Source organism: Rhodococcus sp. SB1D (assembly GCF_048573875.1).
Taxonomy (GTDB): domain Bacteria; phylum Actinomycetota; class Actinomycetes; order Mycobacteriales; family Mycobacteriaceae; genus Rhodococcus_F; species Rhodococcus_F qingshengii.
In genome coordinates this window covers 276,419-302,280 of the sequence record NZ_JBMAIQ010000008.1, presented here as the reverse complement: position 1 = coordinate 302,280, position 25,862 = coordinate 276,419, and the positions used below count along the sequence as shown (strand labels likewise).

Annotated in this window: 24 protein-coding genes; 16 read left to right on the top strand and 8 right to left on the bottom strand. The window is 62.7% G+C overall.

Going from position 1 to position 25,862, the window contains the following annotated elements:
* Window positions 1–47 precede the first annotated feature (47 nt).
* Entirely contained in the window at window positions 48–1,169 is a 1,122-nt protein-coding gene (locus tag ACN50D_RS19595) for an acyl-CoA dehydrogenase family protein (RefSeq protein ID WP_054825143.1), read from the bottom strand.
* Between the two features lie 12 nt (window positions 1,170–1,181).
* Window positions 1,182–2,363, bottom strand: a complete 1,182-nt coding sequence (locus ACN50D_RS19590) for an acyl-CoA dehydrogenase family protein (RefSeq protein ID WP_003945878.1) — start codon at window positions 2,361–2,363, stop codon at window positions 1,182–1,184.
* Between the two features lie 265 nt (window positions 2,364–2,628).
* Between ACN50D_RS19590 and ACN50D_RS19585 the strand changes: the two genes are divergently transcribed.
* The 12 genes from ACN50D_RS19585 to ACN50D_RS19530 all read left to right on the top strand — a co-directional run bounded on the left by ACN50D_RS19585 (window position 2,629) and on the right by ACN50D_RS19530 (window position 14,587).
* Window positions 2,629–2,820 carry a ferredoxin gene (locus ACN50D_RS19585; RefSeq protein WP_007734330.1) on the top strand — a complete coding sequence of 64 codons (192 nt, stop codon included), beginning with the start codon at window positions 2,629–2,631 and terminating at the stop codon, window positions 2,818–2,820.
* A gap of 109 nt (window positions 2,821–2,929) precedes the next feature.
* Window positions 2,930–3,847, top strand: a complete 918-nt coding sequence (locus ACN50D_RS19580; protein WP_007734334.1) for a 3-oxoacyl-ACP reductase — start codon at window positions 2,930–2,932, stop codon at window positions 3,845–3,847.
* A gap of 502 nt (window positions 3,848–4,349) precedes the next feature.
* Entirely contained in the window at window positions 4,350–5,114 is a 765-nt protein-coding gene (locus tag ACN50D_RS19575) for an MlaE family ABC transporter permease (RefSeq protein ID WP_003945687.1), read from the top strand.
* A gap of 64 nt (window positions 5,115–5,178) precedes the next feature.
* Entirely contained in the window at window positions 5,179–6,030 is an 852-nt protein-coding gene (locus ACN50D_RS19570; RefSeq protein WP_003945759.1) for an MlaE family ABC transporter permease, read from the top strand.
* 11 nt (window positions 6,031–6,041) lie between these two features.
* The gene (locus ACN50D_RS19565) at window positions 6,042–7,226 is read left to right on the top strand and encodes an MCE family protein (RefSeq protein ID WP_003945815.1); all 1,185 of its coding nucleotides are present in this window, start codon (window positions 6,042–6,044) and stop codon (window positions 7,224–7,226) included.
* The gene (locus ACN50D_RS19560) at window positions 7,226–8,245 is read left to right on the top strand and encodes an MCE family protein (protein WP_007734337.1); all 1,020 of its coding nucleotides are present in this window, start codon (window positions 7,226–7,228) and stop codon (window positions 8,243–8,245) included. The genes ACN50D_RS19565 and ACN50D_RS19560 overlap by 1 nt, the downstream gene beginning before the upstream one ends.
* Window positions 8,242–9,300: an MCE family protein gene (locus tag ACN50D_RS19555; protein WP_003945728.1), complete on the top strand. Its 1,059-nt coding sequence runs from the start codon at window positions 8,242–8,244 to the stop codon at window positions 9,298–9,300. Before ACN50D_RS19560 ends, ACN50D_RS19555 begins: the two co-directional genes overlap by 4 nt.
* The gene (locus ACN50D_RS19550) at window positions 9,297–10,601 is read left to right on the top strand and encodes an MCE family protein (protein ID WP_081377453.1); all 1,305 of its coding nucleotides are present in this window, start codon (window positions 9,297–9,299) and stop codon (window positions 10,599–10,601) included. Before ACN50D_RS19555 ends, ACN50D_RS19550 begins: the two co-directional genes overlap by 4 nt.
* On the top strand, window positions 10,601–11,848 hold the full coding sequence (locus tag ACN50D_RS19545) for an MCE family protein (RefSeq protein WP_042920418.1): 1,248 nt from the start codon (window positions 10,601–10,603) through the stop codon (window positions 11,846–11,848). The genes ACN50D_RS19550 and ACN50D_RS19545 overlap by 1 nt, the downstream gene beginning before the upstream one ends.
* Window positions 11,845–13,239, top strand: a complete 1,395-nt coding sequence (locus ACN50D_RS19540; RefSeq protein WP_020906318.1) for an MCE family protein — start codon at window positions 11,845–11,847, stop codon at window positions 13,237–13,239. The genes ACN50D_RS19545 and ACN50D_RS19540 overlap by 4 nt, the downstream gene beginning before the upstream one ends.
* Complete coding sequence (locus ACN50D_RS19535; RefSeq protein ID WP_081377452.1) at window positions 13,239–14,042, top strand: hypothetical protein; 804 nt, start codon at window positions 13,239–13,241, stop codon at window positions 14,040–14,042. The genes ACN50D_RS19540 and ACN50D_RS19535 overlap by 1 nt, the downstream gene beginning before the upstream one ends.
* Window positions 14,039–14,587 (top strand): hypothetical protein, encoded by a 549-nt coding sequence (locus tag ACN50D_RS19530; RefSeq protein WP_007734345.1) that lies wholly within the window; start codon window positions 14,039–14,041, stop codon window positions 14,585–14,587. Before ACN50D_RS19535 ends, ACN50D_RS19530 begins: the two co-directional genes overlap by 4 nt.
* A gap of 88 nt (window positions 14,588–14,675) precedes the next feature.
* Here the strand turns inward: ACN50D_RS19530 and ACN50D_RS19525 are convergent, their stop codons facing one another.
* Both ACN50D_RS19525 and ACN50D_RS19520 read right to left on the bottom strand, forming a co-directional pair.
* Window positions 14,676–16,139 carry an alpha,alpha-trehalose-phosphate synthase (UDP-forming) gene (locus ACN50D_RS19525; RefSeq protein WP_085989962.1) on the bottom strand — a complete coding sequence of 488 codons (1,464 nt, stop codon included), beginning with the start codon at window positions 16,137–16,139 and terminating at the stop codon, window positions 14,676–14,678.
* A 103-nt stretch (window positions 16,140–16,242) separates the two neighbouring features.
* Window positions 16,243–16,416: a hypothetical protein gene (locus ACN50D_RS19520; protein WP_164490548.1), complete on the bottom strand. Its 174-nt coding sequence runs from the start codon at window positions 16,414–16,416 to the stop codon at window positions 16,243–16,245.
* Between the two features lie 156 nt (window positions 16,417–16,572).
* On the opposite strand from ACN50D_RS19520, the gene ACN50D_RS19515 reads away from it, so the two are divergent.
* Window positions 16,573–18,327 (top strand): ABC transporter ATP-binding protein, encoded by a 1,755-nt coding sequence (locus ACN50D_RS19515; protein ID WP_249342967.1) that lies wholly within the window; start codon window positions 16,573–16,575, stop codon window positions 18,325–18,327.
* Between the two features lie 23 nt (window positions 18,328–18,350).
* Entirely contained in the window at window positions 18,351–20,126 is a 1,776-nt protein-coding gene (locus ACN50D_RS19510) for an ABC transporter ATP-binding protein (protein ID WP_042920544.1), read from the top strand.
* Between the two features lie 44 nt (window positions 20,127–20,170).
* Here ACN50D_RS19510 and ACN50D_RS19505 read toward each other — a convergent pair whose 3' ends face one another.
* Window positions 20,171–21,106, bottom strand: coding sequence for a methionyl-tRNA formyltransferase (locus tag ACN50D_RS19505; RefSeq protein ID WP_007734348.1), 936 nt, complete (start codon window positions 21,104–21,106; stop codon window positions 20,171–20,173).
* Between the two features lie 110 nt (window positions 21,107–21,216).
* Here ACN50D_RS19505 and ACN50D_RS19500 point away from each other — a divergent pair, with 110 nt between their 5' ends.
* Window positions 21,217–22,020 (top strand): alpha/beta fold hydrolase, encoded by an 804-nt coding sequence (locus ACN50D_RS19500; protein ID WP_003945829.1) that lies wholly within the window; start codon window positions 21,217–21,219, stop codon window positions 22,018–22,020.
* 60 nt (window positions 22,021–22,080) lie between these two features.
* Here the strand turns inward: ACN50D_RS19500 and ACN50D_RS19495 are convergent, their stop codons facing one another.
* The 3 genes from ACN50D_RS19495 to ACN50D_RS19485 all read right to left on the bottom strand — a co-directional run bounded on the left by ACN50D_RS19495 (window position 22,081) and on the right by ACN50D_RS19485 (window position 25,102).
* Complete coding sequence (locus ACN50D_RS19495; RefSeq protein ID WP_007734349.1) at window positions 22,081–22,350, bottom strand: metal-sensitive transcriptional regulator; 270 nt, start codon at window positions 22,348–22,350, stop codon at window positions 22,081–22,083.
* A 90-nt stretch (window positions 22,351–22,440) separates the two neighbouring features.
* A complete protein-coding gene (locus ACN50D_RS19490) occupies window positions 22,441–22,851 on the bottom strand; it encodes a DUF302 domain-containing protein (protein ID WP_003945447.1) in 411 nt (136 codons plus the stop codon).
* A gap of 103 nt (window positions 22,852–22,954) precedes the next feature.
* The gene (locus tag ACN50D_RS19485; RefSeq protein WP_211921490.1) at window positions 22,955–25,102 is read right to left on the bottom strand and encodes an MMPL family transporter; all 2,148 of its coding nucleotides are present in this window, start codon (window positions 25,100–25,102) and stop codon (window positions 22,955–22,957) included.
* A 142-nt stretch (window positions 25,103–25,244) separates the two neighbouring features.
* On the opposite strand from ACN50D_RS19485, the gene ACN50D_RS19480 reads away from it, so the two are divergent.
* Window positions 25,245–25,829 carry a class I SAM-dependent methyltransferase gene (locus ACN50D_RS19480; RefSeq protein WP_003945672.1) on the top strand — a complete coding sequence of 195 codons (585 nt, stop codon included), beginning with the start codon at window positions 25,245–25,247 and terminating at the stop codon, window positions 25,827–25,829.
* Window positions 25,830–25,862 lie beyond the last annotated feature (33 nt).

Genomic DNA, 25,862 nt, shown 5'->3' with positions numbered 1-25,862 from the left:
CGATTCGTCTCGGACCAGGTCATGGATTTCCACTCGGTGGGACGCACTCAGGCAGGGACTGCGGCAAGTACCTTGCCGAGCGCGCGAAGCTGATCCGTTGCGTTGCCGAGCAGGAACTCGTGATGCTTGGCCGCGAGGAAGTAGCGGTGAACCGGATGGTCCTCGTCCAGACCGACACCGCCGTGAACGTGAACCGCAGTGTGCCCGACACGGTGTCCCGCATCTGCAGCCCAGAACTTGGCCGTCTGTACAGCGCCGTCGGAAGGAAGTCCTTCGCTCAGACGCCACGCGGCAGCCCACAGAGTCAGACGGACACCCTTGACGTCGATGTATCCGTCTGCGAGGCGCTGGGCCACGGCCTGGAAACTACCGATCGGTCGACCGAACTGCACACGCTCGGTGGCATATTCGGCGGTCAGCTTCAACGCTTGATCGAGCACTCCGTACTGGTAGGCGGTCGAACCGAGCTGAATTCGCTCGACGATCCACGCCGCGATGTCCGATCCCTGGGCAACCGAGCCGAGAACACGATCGGCCGGGATCTGCACCGAATCGAATTCGACGAGACCCGCGCTCGAGAAATCTGTGGTCGATTGCCTGGTAATGCTCACGCCCGCGTCCGACGGTTCGACGAGGAAGACCGCGACGCCGTCCTCGGTGATGGCGGGGACGAGGAACAGATCTGCGAGCGGTGCACTGTCGACGGTGATCTTGGCTCCGTCGATGCGCCAACCGTCGGCGGTCTTCTCGGCACGCGTGACGGGGTGGGCCGGGTCGTCGTTGTATTCCTCGGCGAGGGCCGCGGTGAGTATCTTCTCGCCGGCGGCGGCGGCGCTCGCCCATTCGTCTCGCTGCTTGTCCGAGCCGAATTCCGCTATCGCTGCGGCGGATCCGACGATGGACGTCAGGAACGGAACGGCTGCAACACCGCGTCCGAGTTCGGCCAGGATGCTGCACTGCTCGAGGACCCCGAATCCGTCTCCGCCGACCGACTCCGGAAGGGCCGCACCGAGGACGCCGGCCGAGGCCAGAGCGTTCCACAAGATGGCGTCGAAGCGGTCTTCCGCGGCGTCGAGTTCACGAAGGCGATCGTTGGTGACCAGTTCGGTGACTACGGATCGTGTCAGGCCGGACAGGTCCTGCTGGGCCTCGGTAAGGGTGAATTCCATGATCGTGGGTCCTTATCGCTTCGATGCGGGAAGCCGCAGAGCTGTCATTCCGATGATGTCGCGTTGCACTTCGTTGGTACCGCCGCCGAACGTCAGGATCAGCGAAGAACGATGCATACGTTCGATGCGGCCGCGCAGAAGGGCGCCGGGGGAGTTCTGCCTGATCGTGGCGGAGGATCCGAGGATTTCCATCAGCAAGCGGTAAGCCTCGGTGGCGAATTCGGTACCGAACACCTTGTTGGCGGACGCAGCTTCGGGGCCGGGAGCGTGATCGGTTGCGGAGGCGATTTCCCAGTTCATCAACTTCAGGTACTCGGCTTTGGCATGCACGCGAGCCAGATTGATCTGCACCCATTCCTGGTCGATCATGCGTCGGCCGTCGGGCAGCTTGGTGTTCTGTGCCCACTCACGGACCTCACGCTGCGCGGTCAGAATCGGTCCGGCCGAGGTGAGGGCAACGCGCTCGTGGTTGAGCTGATTGGTGATCAGTGCCCAGCCGCCGTGTTCCTGACCCACGATCGACGACGCCGGGACCCGTACGTCCTGGTAGTAGGTGGCGCTGGTGTCGGGGCCGGCCATGGTGTGAACCGGTGTGTAGGAGAAGCCTTCTGCCGTGGTGGGGACGATCAGCATGCTGATTCCCTTGTGCTTCTTGGCTTCCGGATCGGTGCGGCACGCCAACCACACGTAGTCGGCGTACTGGATCAGGCTGGTCCACATCTTCTGCCCGTTGATGACGTAATCGTCACCGTCACGGACCGCCGACGTGCGCAGAGAGGCCAGGTCGGTGCCGGCCTCGGGCTCGGAGTAGCCGATCGCGAAGTGGAGCTCACCGCGAGAGATCTTGGGCAGGAAGAAGGCCTTCTGCTCGTCCGTACCGAAATGCATGATTGTCGGCGCTACCGAATTGATCGTCAGGAACGGCACCGGCGCACCGGCGATGGCAGCTTCGTCGGTGAAGATCAGCTGGTCCATCGCGGAGCGTTCCTGTCCGCCGTACTCTTTCGGCCAACCCAGCGTGAGCCAGCCGTCCTGGCCCATCTGCGCGACGACTTCGCGGTACACATTGCCTTCGCCGTACTCACCCGTCGTGGCGGCGAGCGCTTCACGCCGCTCGGGAGTCATCAGTTGTGCGAAGTAGGCACGCAACTCCTCCTGGAGCTGTTGCTGCTCAGGGGTGTAGGTGATGTGCATGGTTACCTCTCCATAGAGATACGAATCAAAGCGCCAACCATTCGATTGACACAGGTTCTATCGATGCGTTCATCGGCGACAAGGGGCGCCCTCGCCGTCTCCGGCGGATCGTTCGACGTCCGTTCTCGGTACTTTTTCGAATCATTGCACACGACTGAAACAGGTTCTAGTGTTATCGCCAGGAACGGTGTGCGGCACAGCCCTGCGGCACTCGTTTCGTATCCGTGTTCGTGTGAGCAGTTGTGAGTAGAGAAGAGGAATCGCCATGGAGGTCAGGGTTGATCTGGACCGTTGCGAGGCAAACGGTGTGTGCGTCGGGATCGCGCCCGATATTTTCGACCTCGACGACAACGAGGAGCTCGTGATCAGTTCTGTGCGCCCACCGGAGGATCGCTGGGAGGATGTCCGTTCCGCGATCGCTCAGTGCCCGCGCGCGGCACTGACCGAACATCCGTGACGATGGTTGCCCAAAACAAGAACACGTTCTAAAGTTGCGAACTCGTGGGTCACGGCAATCGGGCCGGGTAACTCGACACACGACCGCAGAGAACCGGGAGAGCGCTTCGATGAATGCTGTGAACAGCCCAGAAACCAGTCTCGAAGGCAAGGTCGCCATCGTGACCGGTGCCGGATCGGGGCTCGGAAAGTTCGAGGCCATCGGTCTGGCGAAGGCCGGTGCGTCGTTGGTCGTCAACGATCTGGCCCCGAACGAGGCCGTCGAAGCAACGCTCGAGGAGATCCGCGGTCTCGGCGCCAAAGTCGAATTCGTGGCAGGCAACGTCGGTGAGCGTTCTACCGCCGACGCACTGATGGAAGCAGCGCAGGGGCAGTTCGGCAGTGTCGACATCGTCGTCAACAATGCCGGCGTCGTACGCGACCGGATGCTGTTCAACATGTCCGACGAAGACTGGGATCTGGTACTCGAAGTTCATCTTCGCGGCCATTTCCTCCTGTGCCGCAACGCCGCTGCCTACTGGCGGGCGAAATCCAAGGAAGCCGGGGCGCCGGTGTACGGGCGCATCGTCAACACTTCTTCGGAGGCGGGCCTTCTCGGACCGGAAGGGCAGCCCAACTACGGCGCTGCAAAAGCCGGAATCACGGCGCTGACGTTGTCGGCCGCACGTGGGCTCTCGCGCTACGGCGTTCGGGCCAACGCGATCTGCCCGCGGGCACGGACGTCGATGACCGAAGGTGTGTTCGGTGACGCGCCGGCCGACGGCATCGATCCGCTCTCGCCCGAGCATGTGGCATCGCTCGTCTCGTACCTGGCGTCACCGGCGGCCGACGCCGTCAACGGTCAGGTATTCGTGGTGTACGGACCGATGGTTGCGCTGATGGCGGCGCCCGTCGTCGAGCAGCGGTTCGACGCCGAGGGAGATTCTTGGTCGCCGGAAACGCTGTCCGCGGTGATGGGTGACTACTTCGCTGACCGTGACCCGGCAAAGATGTTCTCGGCATCGGCGGCCCTGCGCGCGTTGGGCTGATCGACGGCGCTGATTCTCGGGTGCGCGACACGTAGAACCGTTGTTCACACTCAGACGGTCTACGTGTCCACTTCCTGGTAGAAATAGCGTGTTCACGAGTCGGTGGGCGCGGCAGTTTGCCTGCGTTCTGTAACGAGACCAACGGTCTCGAAAAAACTGGACTGTGTTCCAATTTTGCATTCCTGCGAACGATGCGATATTCGATCGGCGTGCCCAGTCAAGGCTCTCGCATGGCTGAATTTCGAACCTGGCGCCGAAAGGCGCCGATCATTCAAAAGTATTAATTTCCAGGATATTTCGGCGAAAATCGCATCGAAAAGGGATGCTTCCCATGTCTCCGATCTTCCGGTTTCGGATCGGCGCCGTGAGGCTACTCCTTAGAGTTGGACACTTGTTTTTGACAGGTGAACACGTTCTAGTTAATATGACCTGAGTCACAAGCTGTCGGGGGCTGGACTATGAGAACAGACAGTACTGCGGCAACCAAGGACGAGGAGGGCGAATGGTAGACCTCGTCGAGGTGCCATTACGAGCGGTCGGTGGCTTCTTTCAGATGTCCGCCCAAACCTTGAGGGCAGTCTTCTCCCGCCCTTTCCAGCGGCAAGAGTTCATCGATCAGGCCTGGTTCGTGGCCCGAGTCTCGATGGTGCCGACGGTGCTGGTCGCAATCCCGTTCACTGTGCTGGTCAGCTTCACCATCAACATTCTCTTGCGCGAGATCGGTGCAGCCGACCTCAGTGGTGCCGGAGCTGCCCTCGGCACCGTCACGCAGGTCGGCCCCATCGTCACCGTGCTGATCGTCGCCGGCGCCGGCGCAACCGCCATCTGCGCGGATCTTTCGGCCCGAACCATCCGCGAAGAGATCGACGCCATGAAGGTGCTCGGGATCAATCCCATCCACCGGTTGGTCGTTCCCCGAGTGCTCGCGTCGACAGGTGTGGCGCTGCTCCTCAACGGACTGGTCTGCACCATCGGCATCCTCGGCGGTTTCGTCTTCTCCGTGTTCATCCAGGACGTGAACCCCGGCGCGTTCGTCAACGGCATCACACTGCTCACCGGATTCGGTGAGCTCATGCTCTCCATGGTCAAAGCAGGGCTGTTCGGCATGATCGCCGGCCTGGTTGCGGCCTACCTCGGACTCAACGTCAAAGGCGGCGCCAAGAGCGTCGGTGACGCGGTCAACCAGACCGTCGTGTTCGCGTTCATGGCGCTCTTCGTCGTCAACGTGCTCATCACGACCATCGGTATCAAGTTGACGGCCGGATGAGGCCCACGGCAGTCGGAGAGATCGAAGTGGACAGAACGACAAACGACAGACGGGAGGAGATCTGATGGCGTTGGCCGCAGCGGGACGCTTCCCGCGCACACGTCGACAGATCGGTTCGATCTCTCGCAGTATCGACAGCATCGGTGATCAAGCGCTGTTCTTCGCGAAGGCTCTCGGTCACGCTCCCAAGGCGCTGATGCGCTATCCACGTGAAACTCTGCGACTGATCGCCGAGATCAGCATGGGCACCGGTGCGCTCGCCGTCATCGGTGGCACCGTCGTGATCGTCGGATTCCTGACACTGTTCACCGGTGGCACCATCGCCGTTCAGGGCTACAGCTCGCTGGGCAACATCGGCGTCGAAGCACTGACGGGCTTCTTCGCCGCCTTCATCAACGTTCGCATCGCAGCGCCGGTCATCGCCGGAATCGGCCTCGCCGCGACCATCGGCGCCGGCTCCACCGCGCAGCTCGGTGCGATGCGCGTCTCCGAAGAGATCGACGCGCTGGAGACGATGGCGATCCCGTCGATTCCGTATCTGGTCAGCACCCGCGTCATGGCCGGCATGATCGCGATCATCCCGCTGTACTCACTTGCGGTGATCGCGTCGTTCGTCGCCAGCCGCTTTGCGACGGTGTTCCTCTACAACCAGTCCGGCGGCGTGTACGACCACTACTTCACGACCTTCCTGATACCCACGGACATACTGTGGTCGTTCGCCCAGGCGATAGTCATGGCGCTGGCCGTCATGCTCATCCACACCTACTACGGCTTCAACGCAACCGGTGGCCCGGTCGGCGTCGGTGTCGCGGTGGGTAACGCAGTGCGCGCCTCGTTGATCGCGGTCGTCACGGTCACCCTGCTCATCTCACTCGCCATCTACGGCGGGTCCGGCAACTTCAACCTGTCGGGATAGGCGGGCAAGCGATGACCGTACCCAGATGGCACAAGAAGTTGGCCGCAGCCGGCCTGGTCCTCGGACTCGTGGCGATCGTCGCCGTTGCTCTCACCATGTTCTCGGGTGGGTTCACCAAGAGCACGCCCATCACCGTGACGTCCACGCGTGCCGGCCTCGTCATGGAACCCAATGCCAAGGTGAAGTTGCGCGGAGTGCAGGTCGGCCGCGTCGAGTCGATCTCACTCGTCGGGGACCAGGCAAACCTGAAGTTGGCGATGGATCCGGGCCAGATGTCGAAGATTCCGTCGAACGCCCGGGTGGAGATCAAGACCACCACGGTGTTCGGTGCGAAGTACGTCAACATCGTGATTCCCGACGATCCGTCGACCCAACCGATCCAGGAGGGTGCTGTCATCGCTTCGGACAGCGTCACCGTCGAGTTCAACAGTGTCTTCGAACATCTTTCGGACGTGCTCGCGAAGATCGAACCGGAAAAGCTCAACGCCACACTCGGCGCGATCTCCACCGCACTCAACGGGCGCGGCGAGTCGCTGGGTGAGGTTCTCGAGCTCGGTGACACCTATCTGAAGAAGATGAATCCGGTTCTACCGCAGCTCCAGGAAGACTTGGTCGGCGCCGCCGATGTCACCAATCTGTACGCCGACGTGGCACCGGATCTGATGCGCATCCTCGACAATGCCACCGCGACAAGCGGATCGATCGTGGCCGAGCAGGCAAACCTCGACTTGCTGTTGCTCAACGTCACCGGCCTCGCGGACACCGGCAACGCGTTGTTGACCGACAACGAGCAGAACCTGACCACCGCCCTCGACACTCTGACCGCGACGACGACCCTGCTCGACAAGTACTCGTCGGGTCTGACGTGCTTCATCGTCGGGTTGAACGACGGTCGGATCAAGTTCGAGCCACTGGCAGGCACCGGGGACAAAGCGGCGCTGATGCTGAGTGCGAGCTTCATGTACGGCGCCGAGGCGTACCAGAATCCGCAATCTCTCCCCAAGGTCGCGGCCTCCGGCGGACCCAATTGTTATGGTCTGCCCGAATTCGATCCGAAGGTCGACGGGCATGCACCGTTCGCAGTCACCAACACCGGCAACGTGCCCTTCGTTCCCAACACCGAACTGCGCGTTACCGTGCCGACCATTTTCCAGTATCTCTTCGGTGACTCCTACGAGCAGGAAGACGGGAAGTGATGAGACCGACCACGGTCAAGCTGCTGATTTTCACCGTCGTCATGGCGGTCATCTTCGCCGGACTGGCGATCGTCTTCAGTCAGGTGCGCTTCAGCAGCAGCAACGGATTTCACGCCACCTTCTCGGACGTCTCGGGACTCAAGTCCGGCGACAAGGTCCGCATCGCCGGTGTTCCGGTCGGGTCGGTCACCGGAGTGTCCATCGGTGACTCCAACCAGGCCGAGGTCGAGTTCGACGTCGACACCAAGTACTCGCTGATGAAGAGCACCAAAGCGACTGTGCGCTACGAGAACCTGGTGGGCGATCGCTACATGGAACTGCTCGAGGGCGCCGGTTCCACCGAGACGCTTCCGTCGGGAGGATCCATTCCGGTCGATCAGACGTCGCCCGCTCTCGATCTGGATCTGCTGCTCGGCGGATTCAAGCCGCTGCTTCGTTCGCTCGACCCGCAGCAGGTCAACGACCTCTCCGGGGCCCTGCTGCAGGTACTCCAGGGCCAGGGCGGAACGCTGGTTTCGTTGCTGGGAAACACCAGTTCGTTCACCAGCACGTTGGCGGACCGAGACCAGCTGATCGGGGACGTCATCACCAATCTCAACGACGTACTCGGCACCATCAACGACAAGGGCGATCAGTTCTCCACCACGATCGATCAGCTCCAGCAGTTGGTCAGTGGATTGGCGAAGGACAGTGGCCCGATCGGTAATTCGATCACCGAGATCGCCGGTGCCACGGGAGATCTCGCGTCGTTGCTGCAGGCGACACGTCCGGACATCCAGACGCTGATCGGGGAGACCAACCGAACGATGACGCAGCTGGACCTGGGCAAGGACGACATCAACACCGCTCTCGATCGTCTGCCGTCCGACTACCGGAAGCTGATCCGAGTGGGCACGTACGGAGCGTTCTTCCAGTTCTATCTGTGCGCCAACACTTTCAAGTTCTCCGGACCCGACGGGACGACGATCATCTTGCCCACGGCAGTTCAGGACACGGGAAGGTGCGCAAAAGTCTCATGACCCCAACCCGTGAACGTAATCCGGTACAGATCGGTGTCATCGGTCTCGTCCTGGCGGTGGCAACCGTCGGTGCCGCGCTTCAATACGATCAACTCCAGTTCATCAACGGTGGCATTCGCTACTCGGCGTACTTCCAAGATGCCGGCGGCCTGGTCACCGGCGACGACGTGACCATGGCCGGCGTGAAGGTCGGCAAGGTCAGCGACGTCGAACTCGACGACCAGAAGGTGTTGGTCACCTTCACCGTTCAGGACGGTGTCGCCCTGGGCGAGCAGACAGCGGCTGATATCAAGACCAACACGGTTCTCGGGCGAAAGTCGTTGGCGGTACGGCCGGAAGGATCCGGACTGTTGCGGACGGACACGCCGATTCCGGTCGAACGCACCAACTCCCCGTACTCGCTCAACGACGCTCTGGGTGACCTCGGGACAACGGTGTCCGAACTCGACACGGAACAGATCAACGATTCGCTCAACGCGATCTCGGACACGCTGGCCGATACTCCGCCCGAACTGCGCACCGCGTTGGACGGAATGACGCGGCTTTCGCAGAGCATCAACTCACGCGACGAGAGCCTGCTCCAATTGCTCTCGCGGGCCGAAGATGTCACCAAGATCCTCTCCGACAGAAGCGGTCAGATCGATTCGTTGCTGGTCGACGGCAACAAGCTGTTTGCCGAACTGAGCTTGCGGCGTGACGCGATCAGCGAACTGATCGTCAACACCGGCGCAGTCTCACGTCAACTGTCAGCGCTGGTGCAGGAGAACGAGGCTCAGATGGGGCCGACCCTCGAGAAGCTGAATTCGGTCGCCGAGGTTCTCCAGCAGAACAAGGACAACATCGCGGGAGCGCTCGACGGACTCGGACCGTACATCACCGCGCTCGGTGAGACCGTGGCCAGCGGCCCGTTCTTCGACGCCTTCATCATCAACATTCTGCCGAGCAACTGGTGGAAGACCCTGGTGGACACCAGCGTCGCGCCCGAGCAGGTTCCGGGCGACCTGGAAGACTTCTTCCCCGGTATTCCACCGACGATCAGGGGGCCGGGAGAATGACCGAGACCATGACTTCACAGGATCCACAGGGCTCCACCAACCCACGCAAGAAGTGGGTGCTGATCGGAGCGGGTGTGCTGGTCGCGCTGCTCGTCGCCGGTGCGGCCTACCTCTTCATCCCAGGCCTGGGCAAGACCAAGATCTCCGCGCACTTCGTCTCGACCACCGGTCTCTACGAGGGCGATGTCGTGCGAGTGCTCGGTGTCAACGTCGGCAAGGTGACCAAGATCGAACCGCGTGATCGGGACACCTACGTCGAGATGAAGATCGATTCGAGCGTCAACGTTCCGGCAGATGCCAAGGCGCTCATCGTTGCTCAAAGCCTCGTGTCCGCACGCTTCGTGCAATTGACCCCCGTGTACTCCGGCGGGGAACAGATGCCCAACGGCGGCGAGATCCCGATCGAGCGCACCGCCGTTCCGGTGGAGTGGGACGAGATCAAGACCGAACTGACCAAACTGTCGGACGCACTCGGACCGGAGGGTCTGGACGATCAGGGTTCCCTCGGTCGATTCATCGACACCGTGGGAACGAACCTCGACGGTAACGGTGAGTCGATTCGGTCGACGCTGCGCGAACTCTCGGCCACGATGCACACGCTGTCCGAAGGCCGGACCGATTTGTTCTCCACCATTCGGAACCTGCAGGCGTTTGTCACTGCGTTGTCCTCGAGCAACGAGCAGATCGTGCAGTTCAGCGGTCACCTCGCTTCGGTGACAAGCGTTCTCGCAAGCAGCTCCGACGAGTTGGGTACCGCCCTCAGTGATCTCGACCTGGCCGTCGGCGACGTCCAGCGGTTCGTCAAGGACAACAGCGAGGGACTGAGCGAATCGGTTGCGCGTCTCGCCGATGCCACTCAGGTACTGACTGACAAGCGCCCGGAGATCGAGCAGGTTCTGCACTCCGGACCGACGTCGCTTGCCAACTTCTATCAGATCTACAAGCCGGCTCAGGGCAGTATGACCGGCGCAATTGCACTGAGTAACTTCAAGAATCCGATCCAGTGGATCTGTGGTTCCATCGAAGGTATCGAGAGTGGTAACTCCCAGAACAGTGCCGACCTGTGTAAGCAGTACCTCGGGCCGGTGCTCAGCACGATGATCGGCAACTACCCCGGATTCCTGTTCAACCCGGTCGCGGGCGTGCAGGCTTTCCCGGATCAGATCGTCTACACCGAGCCGGGATTGGAAGCGGCAAGTCAGAATCAGCCGGAAACCGTCGCAGGACCGATGTCAGGTGCTCCCATGACGAGTGTTCCCAAGGATCTCGCCGAACTCTTCAACATGGGCGGAGGGAACTGATGCGGGTAGCTCGCAAGACCACGGTTGCGGTGTTGGCCACGGCAGTGGCTCTCGGCGCCAGCGGTTGTGAATGGAACGGTCTCAACTCGGTGCCGATGCCAGGCACTCAAGGCCGGGGCGAAGGCGCATACGAGGTTCAGATCGAGATGCCGAACGTGACTACGCTGTCGCAGAATTCGCCCGTCCGGGTGGATGACGTGGCAGTGGGAAGCGTTTCGAACATCGAGGTTCAAGGCTGGCACGCTCTGGTAACGGTGTCGCTGAATCCCGAGGTTCAGTTGCCGGCCAACGCGACGGCAAAAATCGGTCAGACCAGCTTGCTCGGCTCTCAGCACATCGAGTTGGCGCCGCCGGTTGGAGAAGAGCCCGAGGGCCGACTCGAAGCCGGTGACCTGATTCCGATCGAGCGAGCGGGCGCTTACCCGACGACGGAACAGACGCTGTCGTCGCTGTCGGTTGTTCTCAACGGCGGCGGTCTCGCTCAGGTTCAGGACATCACGAAGGAACTCAACGCTGCTCTCGGTGGGCGTGAAGATTCCGTTCGAGACCTCCTACCTCAGCTCGATCAGCTGGTCGGCAGTCTGGACAAGCAACGGGGCGACATCGTTTCGGCGATGGAGGGACTCGATCGACTGTCCTCGACGGTCCAGGCCCAGCACGACACCCTGAACAAAGCACTCGAAGGTATTCCGCCGGCACTCGAGGTTCTTGTCGCTCAGCGTCAGGACATCACCAACGCCTTGACCTCCCTCGGTGGTCTCAGCGAGGTGGCCAGTCGCGTCATCCAGGAGAGCGGTGACGATTTCGCGACCAACGTTCGCGCGCTGTCGCCGACCCTGAAAGCGTTGGCGGATTCGGGCAACGCTCTCACGCAGGTTCTCGGAGTCCTCTTGACGTTCCCGTTCCCACAGAACGGAATCGACAACGTCATTCGCGGTGACTACGCCAACCTGGCCATGACCATTGACATCTCGCTGCCCCGACTGGACGCGAACTTCCTCACCGGAACTCCGTTGGCCGGAACGCTCTCCGGACCGGAAGGCGTGTTGGGTAAGCAGGCTGGGCTGGCCGGACAGACAGGCAACCCGTTGAGCGATCCGCTCAAGCCTGCCGCACCGCCCGCACAGGCCCCTGCCGGACAGGCTCCCGCAGGACAGGCTCCGGCAGCGGATCCGAATACCATTCAGATTCCGGGACTTCCGCCGATCAACATTCCAGGACTTCCTCAGGGGGCACCGGCACCATGATGCTCACAAAGTTCGTCCGCATCCAGCTCATCATCTTCGCCGTCTTGACGGTCGTCGGTTTGATAGTGATGGCCACTCAGTACGTGCGTGTTCCCGCTATGGTCGGTATCGGCCGATACGACGTCACCGTCGAATTGCCCGCCACCGGTGGGCTGTACAAGAACTCGAACGTCACCTACCGCGGTCAGACCATCGGCGTCGTGAACGCGGTGGAGTTGTCGGAAACGGGCGTGAATGCGCGTCTGTCTCTCGAGAGCGGCGTCAAGGTGCCCTCGGACGTCGACGCTGCGGTCAAGAGTGTGTCGGCGATCGGCGAGCAGTTCGTCGATCTGATTCCGCACACCGACAGCTCCGGAGCGATCGTGGTCGACGGGCATCTGGAAAACGGATCGGTGATTCCCGAAGACCGAACCAGCATTCCCCAGGATGTCGGCGCGATGCTCGATCAGGCAGATCTGTTGCTGCAGAGCATTTCCGACACCAAACTCAAGACCGTCATCGACGAATCCTTCAAGGCGTTCAACGGTGCCGGCCCGGATCTGCAGAAGCTGATCGACTCGGCTCGGCTGTTCGTCGAGGAGGCGAACAACAACTCCGACGCGACCAAGACCCTGATCGAGCAGGCCGGTCCACTCCTGGACACCCAGGTGGTCAGCAGCGATGCCATCCGTTCCTGGACAAGCAATCTGGTGACGTTCACCGACCAGCTCCGAGCCAGCGACCCTGATCTGCGTGCCGTCATCCAGAAGGGGCCGGCGGCAGCGGCGGAGGCGAATGCTCTTCTGCAAGACATGCAGCCGACATTGCCGATTCTTCTGGCGAACCTCGTGTCCGTCGGACAGGTCGGCGTGATCTACAACAACGCGATCGAGCAGATTCTGGTCATCTACCCGCCGCTGGCCGCAGCGCTGGTCACGGTGGCAGGCTCCGGCCCGGCTGCGGATGGTGCACTGGTGGACTTCCACATGGAGGTCAACGACCCGCCGCCGTGCACTACAGGATTCCTGCCCGCAGAGCAGTGGCGCAGTCCGAAGGACGAATCACCGATCGAGACGCCGTCGGATCTCTTCTGTCAGGTTGCCCAGGATTCGCCGATCGCCGTGCGCGGCGCGAGAAACCTTCCCTGCGAGGAGTATCCGGGACGTCGTGCGCCGACGGTCGAACAGTGCCGTTCCGGCTACGTACCGATGGGCACGAACCCGCAATCCGGGCCTCCGGAACCGATTACCGCGACCCCGAGCTCGTACACGTCGACGCCTTCGGTCTCGGCTCGTCGGTACGATCCGATTACAGGCACGTACATCGGGCCGGACGGAAGGACGTACTCGCAACCGAACCTCGGTGGCGGCGACGTCAGTCTCGAACAGTTCATGAAGGGTCAGCAGGGTTGATGACAGACGAAGATCCACAGGCCGGGCAGCGGGTGCGCCGTCGCGCGTCCCGCAGCGCGGGACCCACGGGTGCGGATGCAGACGCTGCCGCGGTAGTAGTGCCCACCGAAAAGAAGTCGGCCGAACAGAAGCCAGCCGAGCAGAAGGCGGCTGAGCAGAAGGTGGCTGAGCAAAAGGTGGCGGCGCCAGTTGCTTTGGGCAAGCCCGATACTCCACCTGAGAAGGTCGTCAGCGGTGATCAGGTCACGACCGAGGCTGAGCCGACCGGCGCCGCCGAAACCCCCGCAGAAACTGCTGTGGACACCCCTGTTCGTTCGAAGCCCAAGGCCGGGTTGGTAGTCGGGATCGCCATTGCTTCGGTGATCGCTGTTGCTCTTGCGGCCCTGACGGTGTTTCTTCTCGTCGACCGGAACAAGGCGTCCAATGCCGACGAGGACCGAGCCCGCTACGTGGCCGGTGCCCGGACCACCGCACTGAATCTGACGACACTGCACGCGGATACAGCGGCTGCCGACCTCGACAAGTTTCTCGCCGGCACCACCGACGAGTTCAAGTCGCAGTTCGACGGACGCAAGGATTCGTTCGTCAACGTCCTCGGGCAGGCCGGAGTTCAAACCGACGGCGAGGTGCTCGAAGCCGGGTTCGAGAAGTCGGACGGTGATTGCGGGACTTCTCTTGTCGCGGTGCGCGCGATGCAGAAGAACGGCGACGAAGCGCCCGCCGAACGCAACTACCGACTCCGAATCACCATGTGCGACGTCGACGGGCAGTTGCTTGCCTCGAATGTGGAGTTTGTGCCATGACCCCAGAAGTGAACCCCGAGACGTCCAAGCAAGTTTCGCCGAAGCCGAAGCGCGCCTCACCGCTCGCCATCATCCTGTGCGTCATCAGTGCAGTGGCCATCGCGTTGGCGGCAGTGTCGGCGTATCTCTACTTCGGTCCGGACGGAACGCGTGACACCGCAGCGATCGATCAGACCAGAGACGAAGTGGCACAGGCCTCTTCCGATCAGGCGGTAGCGATGTTCCAGTACGACTACAACAACGTCGACCAGCAGTTGCATGCAGCCACAGACGGTTTGACGGGCGATTTTCAAGGCACGTTCACCAATCTGATCGAATCGGTGATCATTCCGGGAGCCAAGGAAAAGTCGCTGACCGTTCAGGTCGTCGTCCAGGGCGCCGCGGTTCTCGACGCGGAGGCGGACAGTGCGACGACGATGCTGTTCCTCAATCAGATCACCACGTCTTCGGAATCGCCCGAAGCCGTTGCCAGTGGCAGTCGCGTGAAGATGAGTCTGGAGAAGCAGGACGGACGTTGGCTCGTGAACAACGTCCAACCCTTCTGATCAAACACACGAAGGCTGGAGCCGGGTACGAAAGAGGCTGGGGCCGCGGAGATTCACTCTCCGCGGCCCGAGCCTTTGTGCACTGTCCTCAGTGGTCTTGTGCTTCGGCCGGGGCGATCAGCGCCGGGCCTGCGGCACCGCCGTGTGCGAGCGCGTCGAGGAACGAGCGCGCCCAGCGGTCGACGTCGTGCGTCAGGACCTGACGACGTAGCGCACGCATGTGGCGCCGGCCGTCCTCGCGCGGTTGATTGAGGGCCTTCTCCATCGAATCCTTGACGTCGTCGAGGTCGTGAGGATTGCACAGGAATGCCTGGCGGAGTTCTGCTGCGGCACCGGTGAATTCGCTGAGCAGCAATGCACCACCCAGATCACTGCGGCAGGCGACGTATTCCTTCGCGACGAGGTTCATGCCGTCACGCAGCGGCGTGACGAGCATGAGATCGGCGGCGACGAAGAACGCGACCAGTTCGTCGCGTGGGATCGGCCGATGGATGTAATGGACGACGGGGCGGCCGACTTCGCTGAACTCGCCGTTGATCCGGGAGACCTTCTGCTCGATGTCTCCGCGCATCTGTACGTAGCTTTCGACGCGTTCGCGGCTCGGGGTCGCCAGCTGCACCATGACGGTGTCGGCGGGATCGATGCGCTTCTCCATGAGAAGTTCGTGGAGCGCAGCGAGCCTGACGTCGATGCCTTTGGTGTAGTCGAGGCGGTCGACGCCCAGCATGATGTGCTTGGGGTTTCCGAGTTCTTTGCGAATCTGCTTGGCGCGGTCTCGAATTGCCTTGGTGCGCGAGAGCTCGTCGAGCTTGCCGGAGTCGATGGAGATAGGGAAGGCGCCGACGCGGACGCTACGGAAACCTACTTGCACCACACCGAGTTTGGAGCGGACGCCGACGGTTCCACGTGAAGTCTGTTGCCCGGCAAGGCGTCTGGCCAGGTACAGGAAGTTCTGTGCGCCACCCGGAAGGTGGAAGCCGATGAGGTCGGCGCCGAGGAGGCCTTCGACGATCTCGGTGCGCCACGGCATCTGCATGAACAGCTCGACCGGGGGAAACGGAATGTGCAGGAAGAAGCCGATGGTCAGGTCGGGGCGCAGCATCCGCAGCATCTTCGGTACCAACTGCAGCTGGTAGTCCTGGATCCAGACTGTCGCGCCCTGTGCCGCTGCCTTGGAGGTGGCTTCGGCGAATCGCCGGTTCACCTCGACGTAGGCGTTCCACCATTCGCGGTGGTACTCGGGTTTGACGATGACGTCGTGATAGAGCGGCCAGAGGGTGGCGTTGGAGAATCCCTCGTAGTACTCGTTGATCTCCTCGGCGCTCAGCGGCACGGGGTAGAGCTCGAGTCCGTCTTCGACGATGGGGTCGAGCTCGGCGTCCGCCACCCCCGCCCAGCCCACCCACGCGCCCTGATTGCTGCGCAGGATCGGCTCGAGAGCGGTGACCAGTCCGCCGGGGCTTCGCTTCCAGCGGGTGGTGCCGTCGGGAAGCCGTTCCAAGTCGACGGGCAGGCGGTTCGCTACGACAACGAACTCAGCCTGCCCGGACACGGCTTCACCGGTCGAAGAAGCAGGTGCGCTGTCAGAAAGGGTTGAACTGGTCGAATCCGGACTGACAGGCACGTGGTTCCTTCTCGGTTGGTGAGGGAAAGATTCAGTCGAGCTTGGCGGCGGGGGAGATACCGAGCATCGAGAGCAGCATCCTGCACTCGTCGGCATCTTCCGCGTAGGCAGCGACGACGCGCTGTGCCTGACGAGCAGTTTCGTCCGCTACGGGCTCGAGGTCCTCGTCCGCGATCTCGGTTTCGACGGTCGTGTTCTCAGCCATCATGTTCCTCTCGTGCTTGCCTGCACGGCGCAAGCAATGGTTCTTACTCGCGACTCTATGAGAACTGGGCGTGTCGACGCTAGTTGCTCATGTATTAGGGTCGACTTACTTATCTCTGTACTCAACTTTATCGCTTCCATCGATGCTTGGAGTTCCATGAGTTCGACCCCCTCGAGTGTGACCGTCGACTCGGACGAGCCGGATAGTGGCAATCACAGCGGTGCTGCGATTTTGCGACGTGTCCTCGTCCGTAACCGTGGCCCGCTCGCCATCGGCACGGTTCTGGTCTGTCTGCACCAACTGACCGAGACGGCGGTGCCGATCTCCATCGGTGTGATCATCGACCGTGCGGTGGAGACTTCGGACACCACGGCCCTGATCGTCTCCATCGTCGGTCTCGCGGCTCTGTTTCTCGTTCTGACGGCCGCGTGGCGCTTCGGCGCACGCTTCATCGTCACCGCGATGCAGCAGGAGGCTCATCGCCTCCGGCTCGAGGTGGCGCACCGCGTCCTCGATCCGCGTGGGGTGCGCACCGATCTGCGTTCGGGTGAATTGCTGACAGTCTCGACATCCGATGCCGAGCAGACTTCGTGGATCGCGGACATCGTCCCGCGCGCCGCTGCGGCCCTGACAGCTGCGGTGGCGTCGGCGGTGGCGTTGGTGTGGATCGACCTCTGGCTGGGGCTGGCCGTTCTGATCGGAACGCCGGTCATTCTCGGTCTGCTGCAATTGGCGGCGCCTCTCATCACGTCGAGGGCTACCGGTCAGCAGGCGTCGATCGCTCGGGCGTCGGCGATGGCTACGGATCTGGTCAGCGGATTGCGTCCGCTGCGCGGTGTCGGCGGCGAGAAGACCGCGTCGGCGCGCTACCGCACGGTCAGCCGTCAAGCGCTCGCATCGACGATCGGCACGGCCAAGGCGACCGGTATCTACACCGGCGTTGCCGCGACCGTCAGTGCGTTGCTCGCGGTCGGTGTTGCGGGCTTCGCGGGATACTTCGCGTTGCAGGGCCGGATCACGGTCGGTGAACTGATCACCGTGGTGGGGCTTGCGCAGTTCATCATCGAACCGCTCGGCTTGCTTGCGTCCATTCCCGGATACTTCGCGGTGGCGCGAGCGTCGTCGGATCGACTGGCACTGGTCTTGGACGCGGAGCCACTGCGTGGCGCGGGTTCGCAGACCGAACTCGAAGGCACCGACCTGACTCTCGACGGAGTCGAGTACAAATCGCTCAAGGGCATCGATCTGCATCTGCCTGCCGGAGAACTGCTGGGCGTCGTGGCTTACCAGCCGCAGGACGCCGACGCCCTTGTCGCGGTCCTGTCCGGTCAGCTGGCGCAGGACGCGTATCGCGGAGTGGTGAGGGTTGGCGGAATCAGCCTGTCCGACATGGACTTGCGATTGGCACGTCGGACGGTGTTGGTGGAGCCGCACATCACCGATCTGTTTTCCGGGTCGCTTGCGTCGAACGTCACCGCGGGCGCCGGTGATGCCGCTGCTCTCGACATCCAGAGTGCTCTGGTGGCGTCGGCAGCGGCGGATGTCGTCGACGCACATCCGGACGGTCTCGACCTCGAAGTGACCGATCGGGGCGCCAGTTTGTCGGGAGGCCAGCGGCAACGCGTCGCCCTCGCGCGCGCCTTGGTGGCACAGGCACCCGTGATGGTCCTGCACGATCCGACGACGGCGGTGGACGCGGTTACCGAGGCATCGATCGCCGAAGGAATCGCAGAACTGCGGCACGAGGGTGCCAGTGGCATCCACACGACGGTATTGATCACCAGCAGCCCCGCCTTGCTGGCCGTGACGGATCGGGTGATCGTGTTGAACGACGGAGTGATCGCCTCGACGGGCACACATTCCGAACTCTCTCGCGGCGACGCGAACTACCGAGGAGCGGTGCTGCGGTGACGGCCACGGACACGACAACCGAAATGCCGGCCGGGGAGAACGCAGAGAAGGTGACAGAGCGCGAGTTGTTGCCGATCGCGAGTGGTCGCCAGACCTGGAAGTGGTTGCGGGCGGCGCTGACCGAACACCGGATGCAGAGCCTGCTGGTCCTGATCGTCGCGGCTTCGGCGTCGGCGATGGCCTTGGTGCCGATTTACGTCTTCGGCGTCCTGGTCGACCGGGTCCGGGACAACGCGCCCACGTCGACGATCGTCGGGGTGGTCGTGATCATCGCCGCTGCCGCAATCGTGGGCGGTGTGTTCACCGGTGTGGCTGCCTATCTGATCAAGCGGCTCGGTGAGACGATCCTGGCGGATCTGCGAGAGCGGACCGTGGACCGGGCACTGCGACTGCCGATCCAGACCGTCGAGAAGGTCGGTAAGGGCGATCTGCTCTCGCGTGTCGGCGACGACGTGTCGGTGATCGCCAAGGCCGTGTCCGACGTGGTTCCCGGCATGATCGCGGCGGTTCTGCTCGTGGCTCTGAGCATGGTGACCATGCTCGGACTCGACTGGCGACTCGGTCTGGCCGGAATGGTCGCGCTGCCGATGTACGCGCTGGCGCTCAAGTGGTACCTGCCACGCTCGGCTCCTGTTTACGCTGCCGAGCGGGTAGCGATGGGCGCTCGTTCACAAGCGCTGATCAGCAGTCTCCAGGGTGCGAAGACGGTCCGCGCGTACAGCCTCGAGAAGGAACACCTCGGGCAGATCGATGCGGCGTCGGCAAAAGCGCGCGATCTGGCAGTCGGAGTGTTCGGCCTGTTCACGAGGTTCGCCGGTCGAGGTAACCGCGCCGAATTCGTGGGCCTGTCCATGATTCTCGTCGTCGGATTCCTGCTGGTCCGTGAGGACGTCGTGACAGTCGGCCAGACGACGACTGCTGCCCTGCTGTTCCACCGCCTGTTCAACCCGATCGGCTCGCTGCTCTACACCTTCGACGAAGTGCAGTCGGCCGGCGCCAGCCTCGCGCGACTGGTCGGCGTCGTCGAGATCGAGGAAACGGAGCCTTCGACGGATGCAGGTTCCGTTCCGGCCGACGGTTCGCTGCGTCTGGATGACATTCGGCACAGCTACGACGGTGGTCATGAGGTTCTCCACGGAGTGAGCCTCACACTGCGAGCGGGGGAGCGCGTGGCGCTCGTCGGTTCGACCGGAGCCGGAAAGACGACGCTCGCGGCGATCGCTGCCGGTTCGATCACTCCGACGTCGGGCCGGGTGTCGATCGGCGGTGTCCCGCTTGCCGACCTCGACGACCTACGACGCCACATCGCGATCGTGAGTCAGGAGGTCCATGTCTTTGCCGGACCCCTGATCGAGGATCTGAGATTGGCGGCTCCCGAATCCTCGGACGAGGACGTTGCCGCGGCACTGCGGACGGTCGGCGCGTACGAGTGGGTGGAGGCTCTCGACGAGGGAATGCTGACCGTCGTCGGCGAAGGCGGGCACGAGATGACAGCGGCGCAGGCGCAGCAGTTGGCTTTGGCGAGACTGGTGTTGGCCGATCCCGCCGTCGCCGTACTGGACGAGGCAACAGCGGAGGCGGGCAGCGCCGGAGCGCGGGAACTGGAAGCGACTGCCGACGCCGCTACGGAGGGCCGCACCACTCTGGTTGTCGCACACCGGCTTACCCAGGCCGCGGGCGCCGACCGAGTGATCGTGCTCGAACACGGTCAGATCGTAGAAGAAGGCCCGCACCGCGAACTGGTGTCCGCGGGCGGGCGTTACGCACAACTGTGGGCGGCCTGGGAAGGTCGCGACTGAGGGGTTTGTACTGGGTTTTGTACTGAGGGGGTCTGATCCGGCGATCAGGTGAGGTACCCGCCGCCGTGGGGGAAGAACTCGGCGGCGGTGTACTCGCTGCCGTCGTCGAGTCGGACGCGCTCGATCCGCAGTCCCTTGTTCTTGCCCGACCACGCGTCGGGGCCCGCGACGATCACCATGCCGTCGTCTTCCTGGATGAACACTCGGCCGGGGGTTCCGCCGTAGTGCCCGCGTGAGACGGACGCCTTCAGGATGCGGATGCGCTGGCCCTTGAACTCGGCGAAAGCGTTGGGGTACGGATCGGACTGTGCCCGGACGAAACGTTCGATGACCTCGGCGGGCCAGGACCAGTCGACGTGGCTGTCCTGCGGTGCACGCTTGTGGAAGAACGTGGCCTGCGATCGGTCCTGCGGCGTCCAGTCGGTACGGCCGGACGCGATCAGATCCAGGGCGTCGAGTGTGATGGGGCCGATCATGTCGATCGTGCGGTGGAACAGATCGGTGACGGTGTCGGTCGGGCCGACCGTCGTCGATCGCTGCAGCACGATGTCGCCCGCATCGAGTTCCTCGTCCATCAGGTGCGCCGTAAGGCCGACTTCTTCTTCGCCGTTGATCAGAGCCCAGATGAGCGGGGAGAAGCCCGTGTACTTGGGCAGCAGCGAATCGTGGATGTTGAGGGTGCCGTACTTGGGTGCGTCGAAGACCTCCGCCGGCAGCCAGGTGCGCCAGTTGTTGGCGACGATGATGTCGGGAGCCGCTTCCGCCAGCGCGGCCTTGAAGGCGTCGTCAGGCTTGTTCGCCACGTGAACGGGTACACCGTTCTCGGCCGCCAGATCTGCAACCGAGTCCGCCCACATCTGTTCGTAGACGTGTTCGCTCTTCGGGTGTGTGATTGCCAGCACGACCTCGTGATCGGAGTCGATCAAGGCCTGCAGGGTACGGTGGCCCCAGGTTTGGTATCCGAGCGTAGCGACTCTCAACGGGGGTCCTCCTGGACGAGCATGGGCTGGGGTTGCGGTCACACGACCGCCCATCAGCTTAGGCTATCCAACCAAAATTGTTGATCACACGTACGAGGAGGAAGGCTGACATGACGGTCGCCACAATCAACGGAATCCCCATCAATTACCAGGTCAAGGGTGATGGAGATCTGGTGGTGCTCATCATGGGGACCGGCAGCCCCGGCCGCGTCTGGGATCTGCACCAGACCCCGGCACTAGTGGCCGCAGGCTACCGAGTCTGCACCTTCGACAACCGCGGAATCGCACCGTCCGGCGAGAGCCTCGGCGGCATCACGATGCCCGACATGGTCGCGGACACCGCCGGACTGATCGAGCACCTCGGTGGCGGTCCGGCCCATGTCATCGGAACCTCGATGGGCGCCCGGGTGGCGCAGGAACTGACGCTCGCCAGGCCCGATCTGGTTCGCAAAGCAGTGTTCCTCGCCGGTCACGCCCGGATGGATCATTTCCAGCAGGTCCTGACCGAGGGTGAGCGCCAGTTGTTCGACAGTGGAGTCGCTCTGCCGGCCAAGTACCGTGCCGCAGTGACCGCGGTGATGAACCTTTCGCCGGCCACGCTGGCAGACGATCACTCGGCGCGCGACTGGATGGATATCTTCGAGTTCACCGGCGGCGCAACGTCACCGGGTGTTCGCGCACAGCTCGGTATGGACCGCGCCTTCGATCGACGGGGTGCGTACAAGTCGATCATGCGCCCGTGCCTGTCCGTCGCTTTCGCCGACGACCGCATGATCCCGCCCTACCTCTCCCGCGAGGTGGCGGACTGCATCGCTACGGCGTCGTACGAAGAGATTCCCGACGCCGGGCACTACGGCTACCTCGAGCGTCCGGAGGCCGTGAACAAGGTGCTGATCGACTTCCTGGCGAAGTAGTTCTTTCGCACGCGAGAAAGGGCCTGACCTGCTAACTGCAGGTCAGGCCCTTCTCATGTTTCAGGCCAGTGCCAGGAACAGCTTCTCGAGTTCGGCCTCGGTCATCGGTTCCTGACCTTCCGCGCTGTCACCGCTCAGGCATTCACGCAGCCCGGAAGCGACGATCTTGAACCCTGCTCGGTCCAGCGCCTTGGACACGGCGGCGAGTTGCGTGACGACGTCCTTGCAGTCGCGGCCGTTCTCGATCATCGAGATGACCCCGGCAAGTTGGCCGTGGGCACGACGCAGTCTGTTCAATACGAGCGCAATGCTCTCTTCGTCGCCGGTCATGGTGGCCCCTTCTCGAGTGTTCGTGCTGCGGTCAAGGGTACCCCTGGGGGCATGTCACTGCTTGATTCAGTGTTTGATCCGACTGCGGTGTCAGATCAGCGAGTCGACGGCCGCGCGCAACTTGACGGCTGCGTCGGCTGCCACGGACTCGAGGCCGGGTTCGCCGGAAACCTGAACCATGAGAGCAGGGTTCATCGCTTCGACGAAGAACGAATTCTCGGTAGTCGTATCTTCGCGGACGACGACGTTGCACGGCAGCAGGAGGCCGATCTGACGATCCACCGAAACTGCCCGATGGGCCAACGGCGGGTTACAGGCACCCAGGATCAGGTACTTTTCCATGTCCTCGTCCAGCTTCGCCTTGAGTGTTGCCTGCATGTCGATCTCGGTCAGGATGCCGAAGCCCTGCTCGGCGAGAGCGCCACGCGTGCGGGTGACGACGTCGTCGAAGGTTCCGGTGACCTTGGTTGCGATCGCTATCGGTTCTGTGGGTGTTGTCATTGCGCACTCCTCGTCGTGGGCTGTCACTGTCGCCGGCTTTGATTTCTCTTGTCCCCATCATACCCCTGGGGGTATCAGTAGGACAGTGATGTCGGGTACACGATCAGCCATGCGAGAAGCTGATGTTCGGCAGGACGCGACGCAGCCATGCCGGCGCCCACCAGGCTGCCCGGCCGGTGAGGCGTAGGAGAACGGGCAGCAGCACCAAGCGGACGAGCACTGCGTCCAGGAGGACAGCTACGCCGAGAATGATGCCCATTTCCTTGGGTGGCAAGGGATCTGCGAGCGCAAAAGTGAAGAAGACCGCAACCATCACCGCTGCTGCCGCCGCAATGACCCGACCCGAATGCCCGAGGCCGTCGATGTGTGCGATCGCGGGGTCGCCTGTGCGTTCGTAGTGCTCCTTGGCACTCGAAAGCAGGAATACGGTGTAGTCCATCGCGATCGCAAAGATCATGGCGAAGAAGAAGACCGGACCCCACCCGTTGAGGAAACCCTGGGGGGTGAAGCCGAGTAGGCCTGCTCCGTGACCGTCCTGGAAGATCAGCTTCGCGATTCCGAATGCGGCCCCAGTGGACAGCAGGCTGACCAGCGTGCCGATCAAGGCGATCAAAGGCGCCTGGAGGGCGATCAGCAGCAACAGGAATCCGAGCGTCAGAATCACGACCACGACGATGGGAAGGTAGTCGTCGAGTGCCTGCTGAAGGTCGAGATTTTCGGCCGGAGCGCCGCCGACGAGCGCCGATTCCGGCAGTTGCGACCGAAGGTCGGCAAGGATGGTTTCCATCGCAGGATCTGACGGGTCGACGGTGGGAACTGCTTGCAGCATAACAAGATCGGACCCGTCGGCAGCTTGTTGCGCTGGGGTGACCATGGCCACGCCGTCAACGCTCATGGCAATACGTGAGGTGTCGGCTGCATCGTCGGCGGACGTGACGATCTGCAACATCCCCGGGGCGCCGTCCCCGAATTGCTGCTGCACCAGTTCATAGCCCTGGCGAACCGGGGCGTCCTCGGGAACCACGGCGATGGAGGGCATTGCCACCTTCAGTCCGAAGACCGGAACAACGAGTGCGATCAGGATGAGTAAGGCGCCGAAGCCGAATGGCCACGGGTGCTTGTGCAGCAATGATGCCCAACCTGCGAACATCGGGGAGCGGTGCTGCTGGCGCTTTGCATACGGTAGAGAACCGCCGTTGACCTTCGCGCCGATCCTGCCGAGCACGGCAGGCAACAGGGTGAGTGTTGCGGCGAGAACGAGGATCACAGCGAGCATGATTCCGACAGCCATCGTGCGTACGGCCGGGGCTGGAACGATGAGAACCGCAGACAAACTGACCAGAACTGTGAGGCCGGAAAGGACCACAGCCTTGCCGGCGGTGTCCATGGTTTGAGCCACGGCGGCCCTTGGATCCGGATCGGCTCGCAATGCATCCCGGAACCTGGCGACGAGGAAGAGTGCGTAGTCGATGCCCAGCGCGAGAGCGAACATCATCGCGAAGTTCATGGCCCACACGGAAATCGGCGTGATCTCGTTGAGGATTACAAGCCCGCCCGCCGAAGCGACCAGGCCCGCAAGCGTCAGCAGTAGTGGTAGACCCGCGGCAACCAGGGAGCCGAAGGCCAACACCATGATCGCGAGAGTGACGGGCCACGACATCATTTCGGCTTTGATCATGGCTTCGTGATTGGCCTTGTTGAAATCGCTCCACAACGCCGACGCACCCGTCGGGTACACCTCGATCGTGTCGGTGGACAAGCCCGTGAGCTTCTTGCCGAGTTCGTCTACCGCGCTGACCATCTCGTCGGTACTCGCGTTGGCGCCCGCGACCATGATGCCGGTATGTCCGTCCGGGCTGATGGTCATACCGGGCTGCGGGGCGATCACTTCGCCGAAGCGAGGGTCCGCGGAAAAGATTTCCGTTGCCGCGGCCAGGGTTTGCTGCATCGACGGATCCGTGATGGGTAGAGAATCCGAGTGAACGACCACCTGTACTGCGGCGGAGGAATTTCCACCGAAATGCTGCTCGGCCAACTCGCGAACTTGCACGGATTCGGATCCGTTTGCCTGCCAACCCGCGCCGGCCAGAGAGGTGAAGACGCTGGGTGCTGCGGCGCCGAGTGCGATCAACGCGATCAACCAGACGCCGACGACGAGGCGGGTGTGAGTCGCCATCGATCGACCGAGACGCGCAAGTATGCCGTCGGCTCGGGTGGGTGGGTCCGCGGTGACTGTTCTGGTCGCTGACATCTTCACTCCTGATACGGGTGGGGGTATTCCTGTCGTCACCTGTATACCCCCAGGGGTATCGATCTGTCACATTCGAGGGTTCTCTATGCTGCTGGGGGCACCGTCCGATCTGAAACGGTGAAACGGATATGGGAGAGCAATCATGGACGCACGCGACTGGGACGAGCGATACCGAGCGGTGACGGAGCCATGGGGAGTCGACCCGGCGGGAACCGTCGCAACAAGAATTTCCGATCTGAGACCAGGCACCGCGATCGATCTGGCCTGCGGCGACGGCCGTCACGCGCGGTGGATGGCTGGGCAAGGTTGGTCGGTGACTGCGGTCGACTACTCGTCGGTGGCGATCGATCTGGCACGGGCGAGTGACGGGGACAAGGCTGTCGACTGGCAGGTCGGCGACGCGACCGAGTGGCAGCCGGAAGGGCTGGTCGACCTGGTGTTGGTCAGCTTTCTTCACCTCGAGGTCGACCATCTGGCCGCAACCTTGAAGCGCGTCGGGGAGTGGCTGACGCCCGGCGGACGGGTCCTCTATTTGGGGCATTCCATCGAGAACTTCCATCGTGGTGTGGGCGGTCCACCCGAACCGACCATTCTGCCCGGTATTTCCGATCTCGCTCGCGCTGCGGAGGGATCGAGGGTCTATGCCCTCGAACATGTCGTTCGGCCGCAGGACGGTAAGACGGCAATTGACGTTTTGCTCGAATTCGGTCCGTGGGAACAGGTCTGACCAGGGCGGGAGCGCACCTTCACGTTCCTGGGT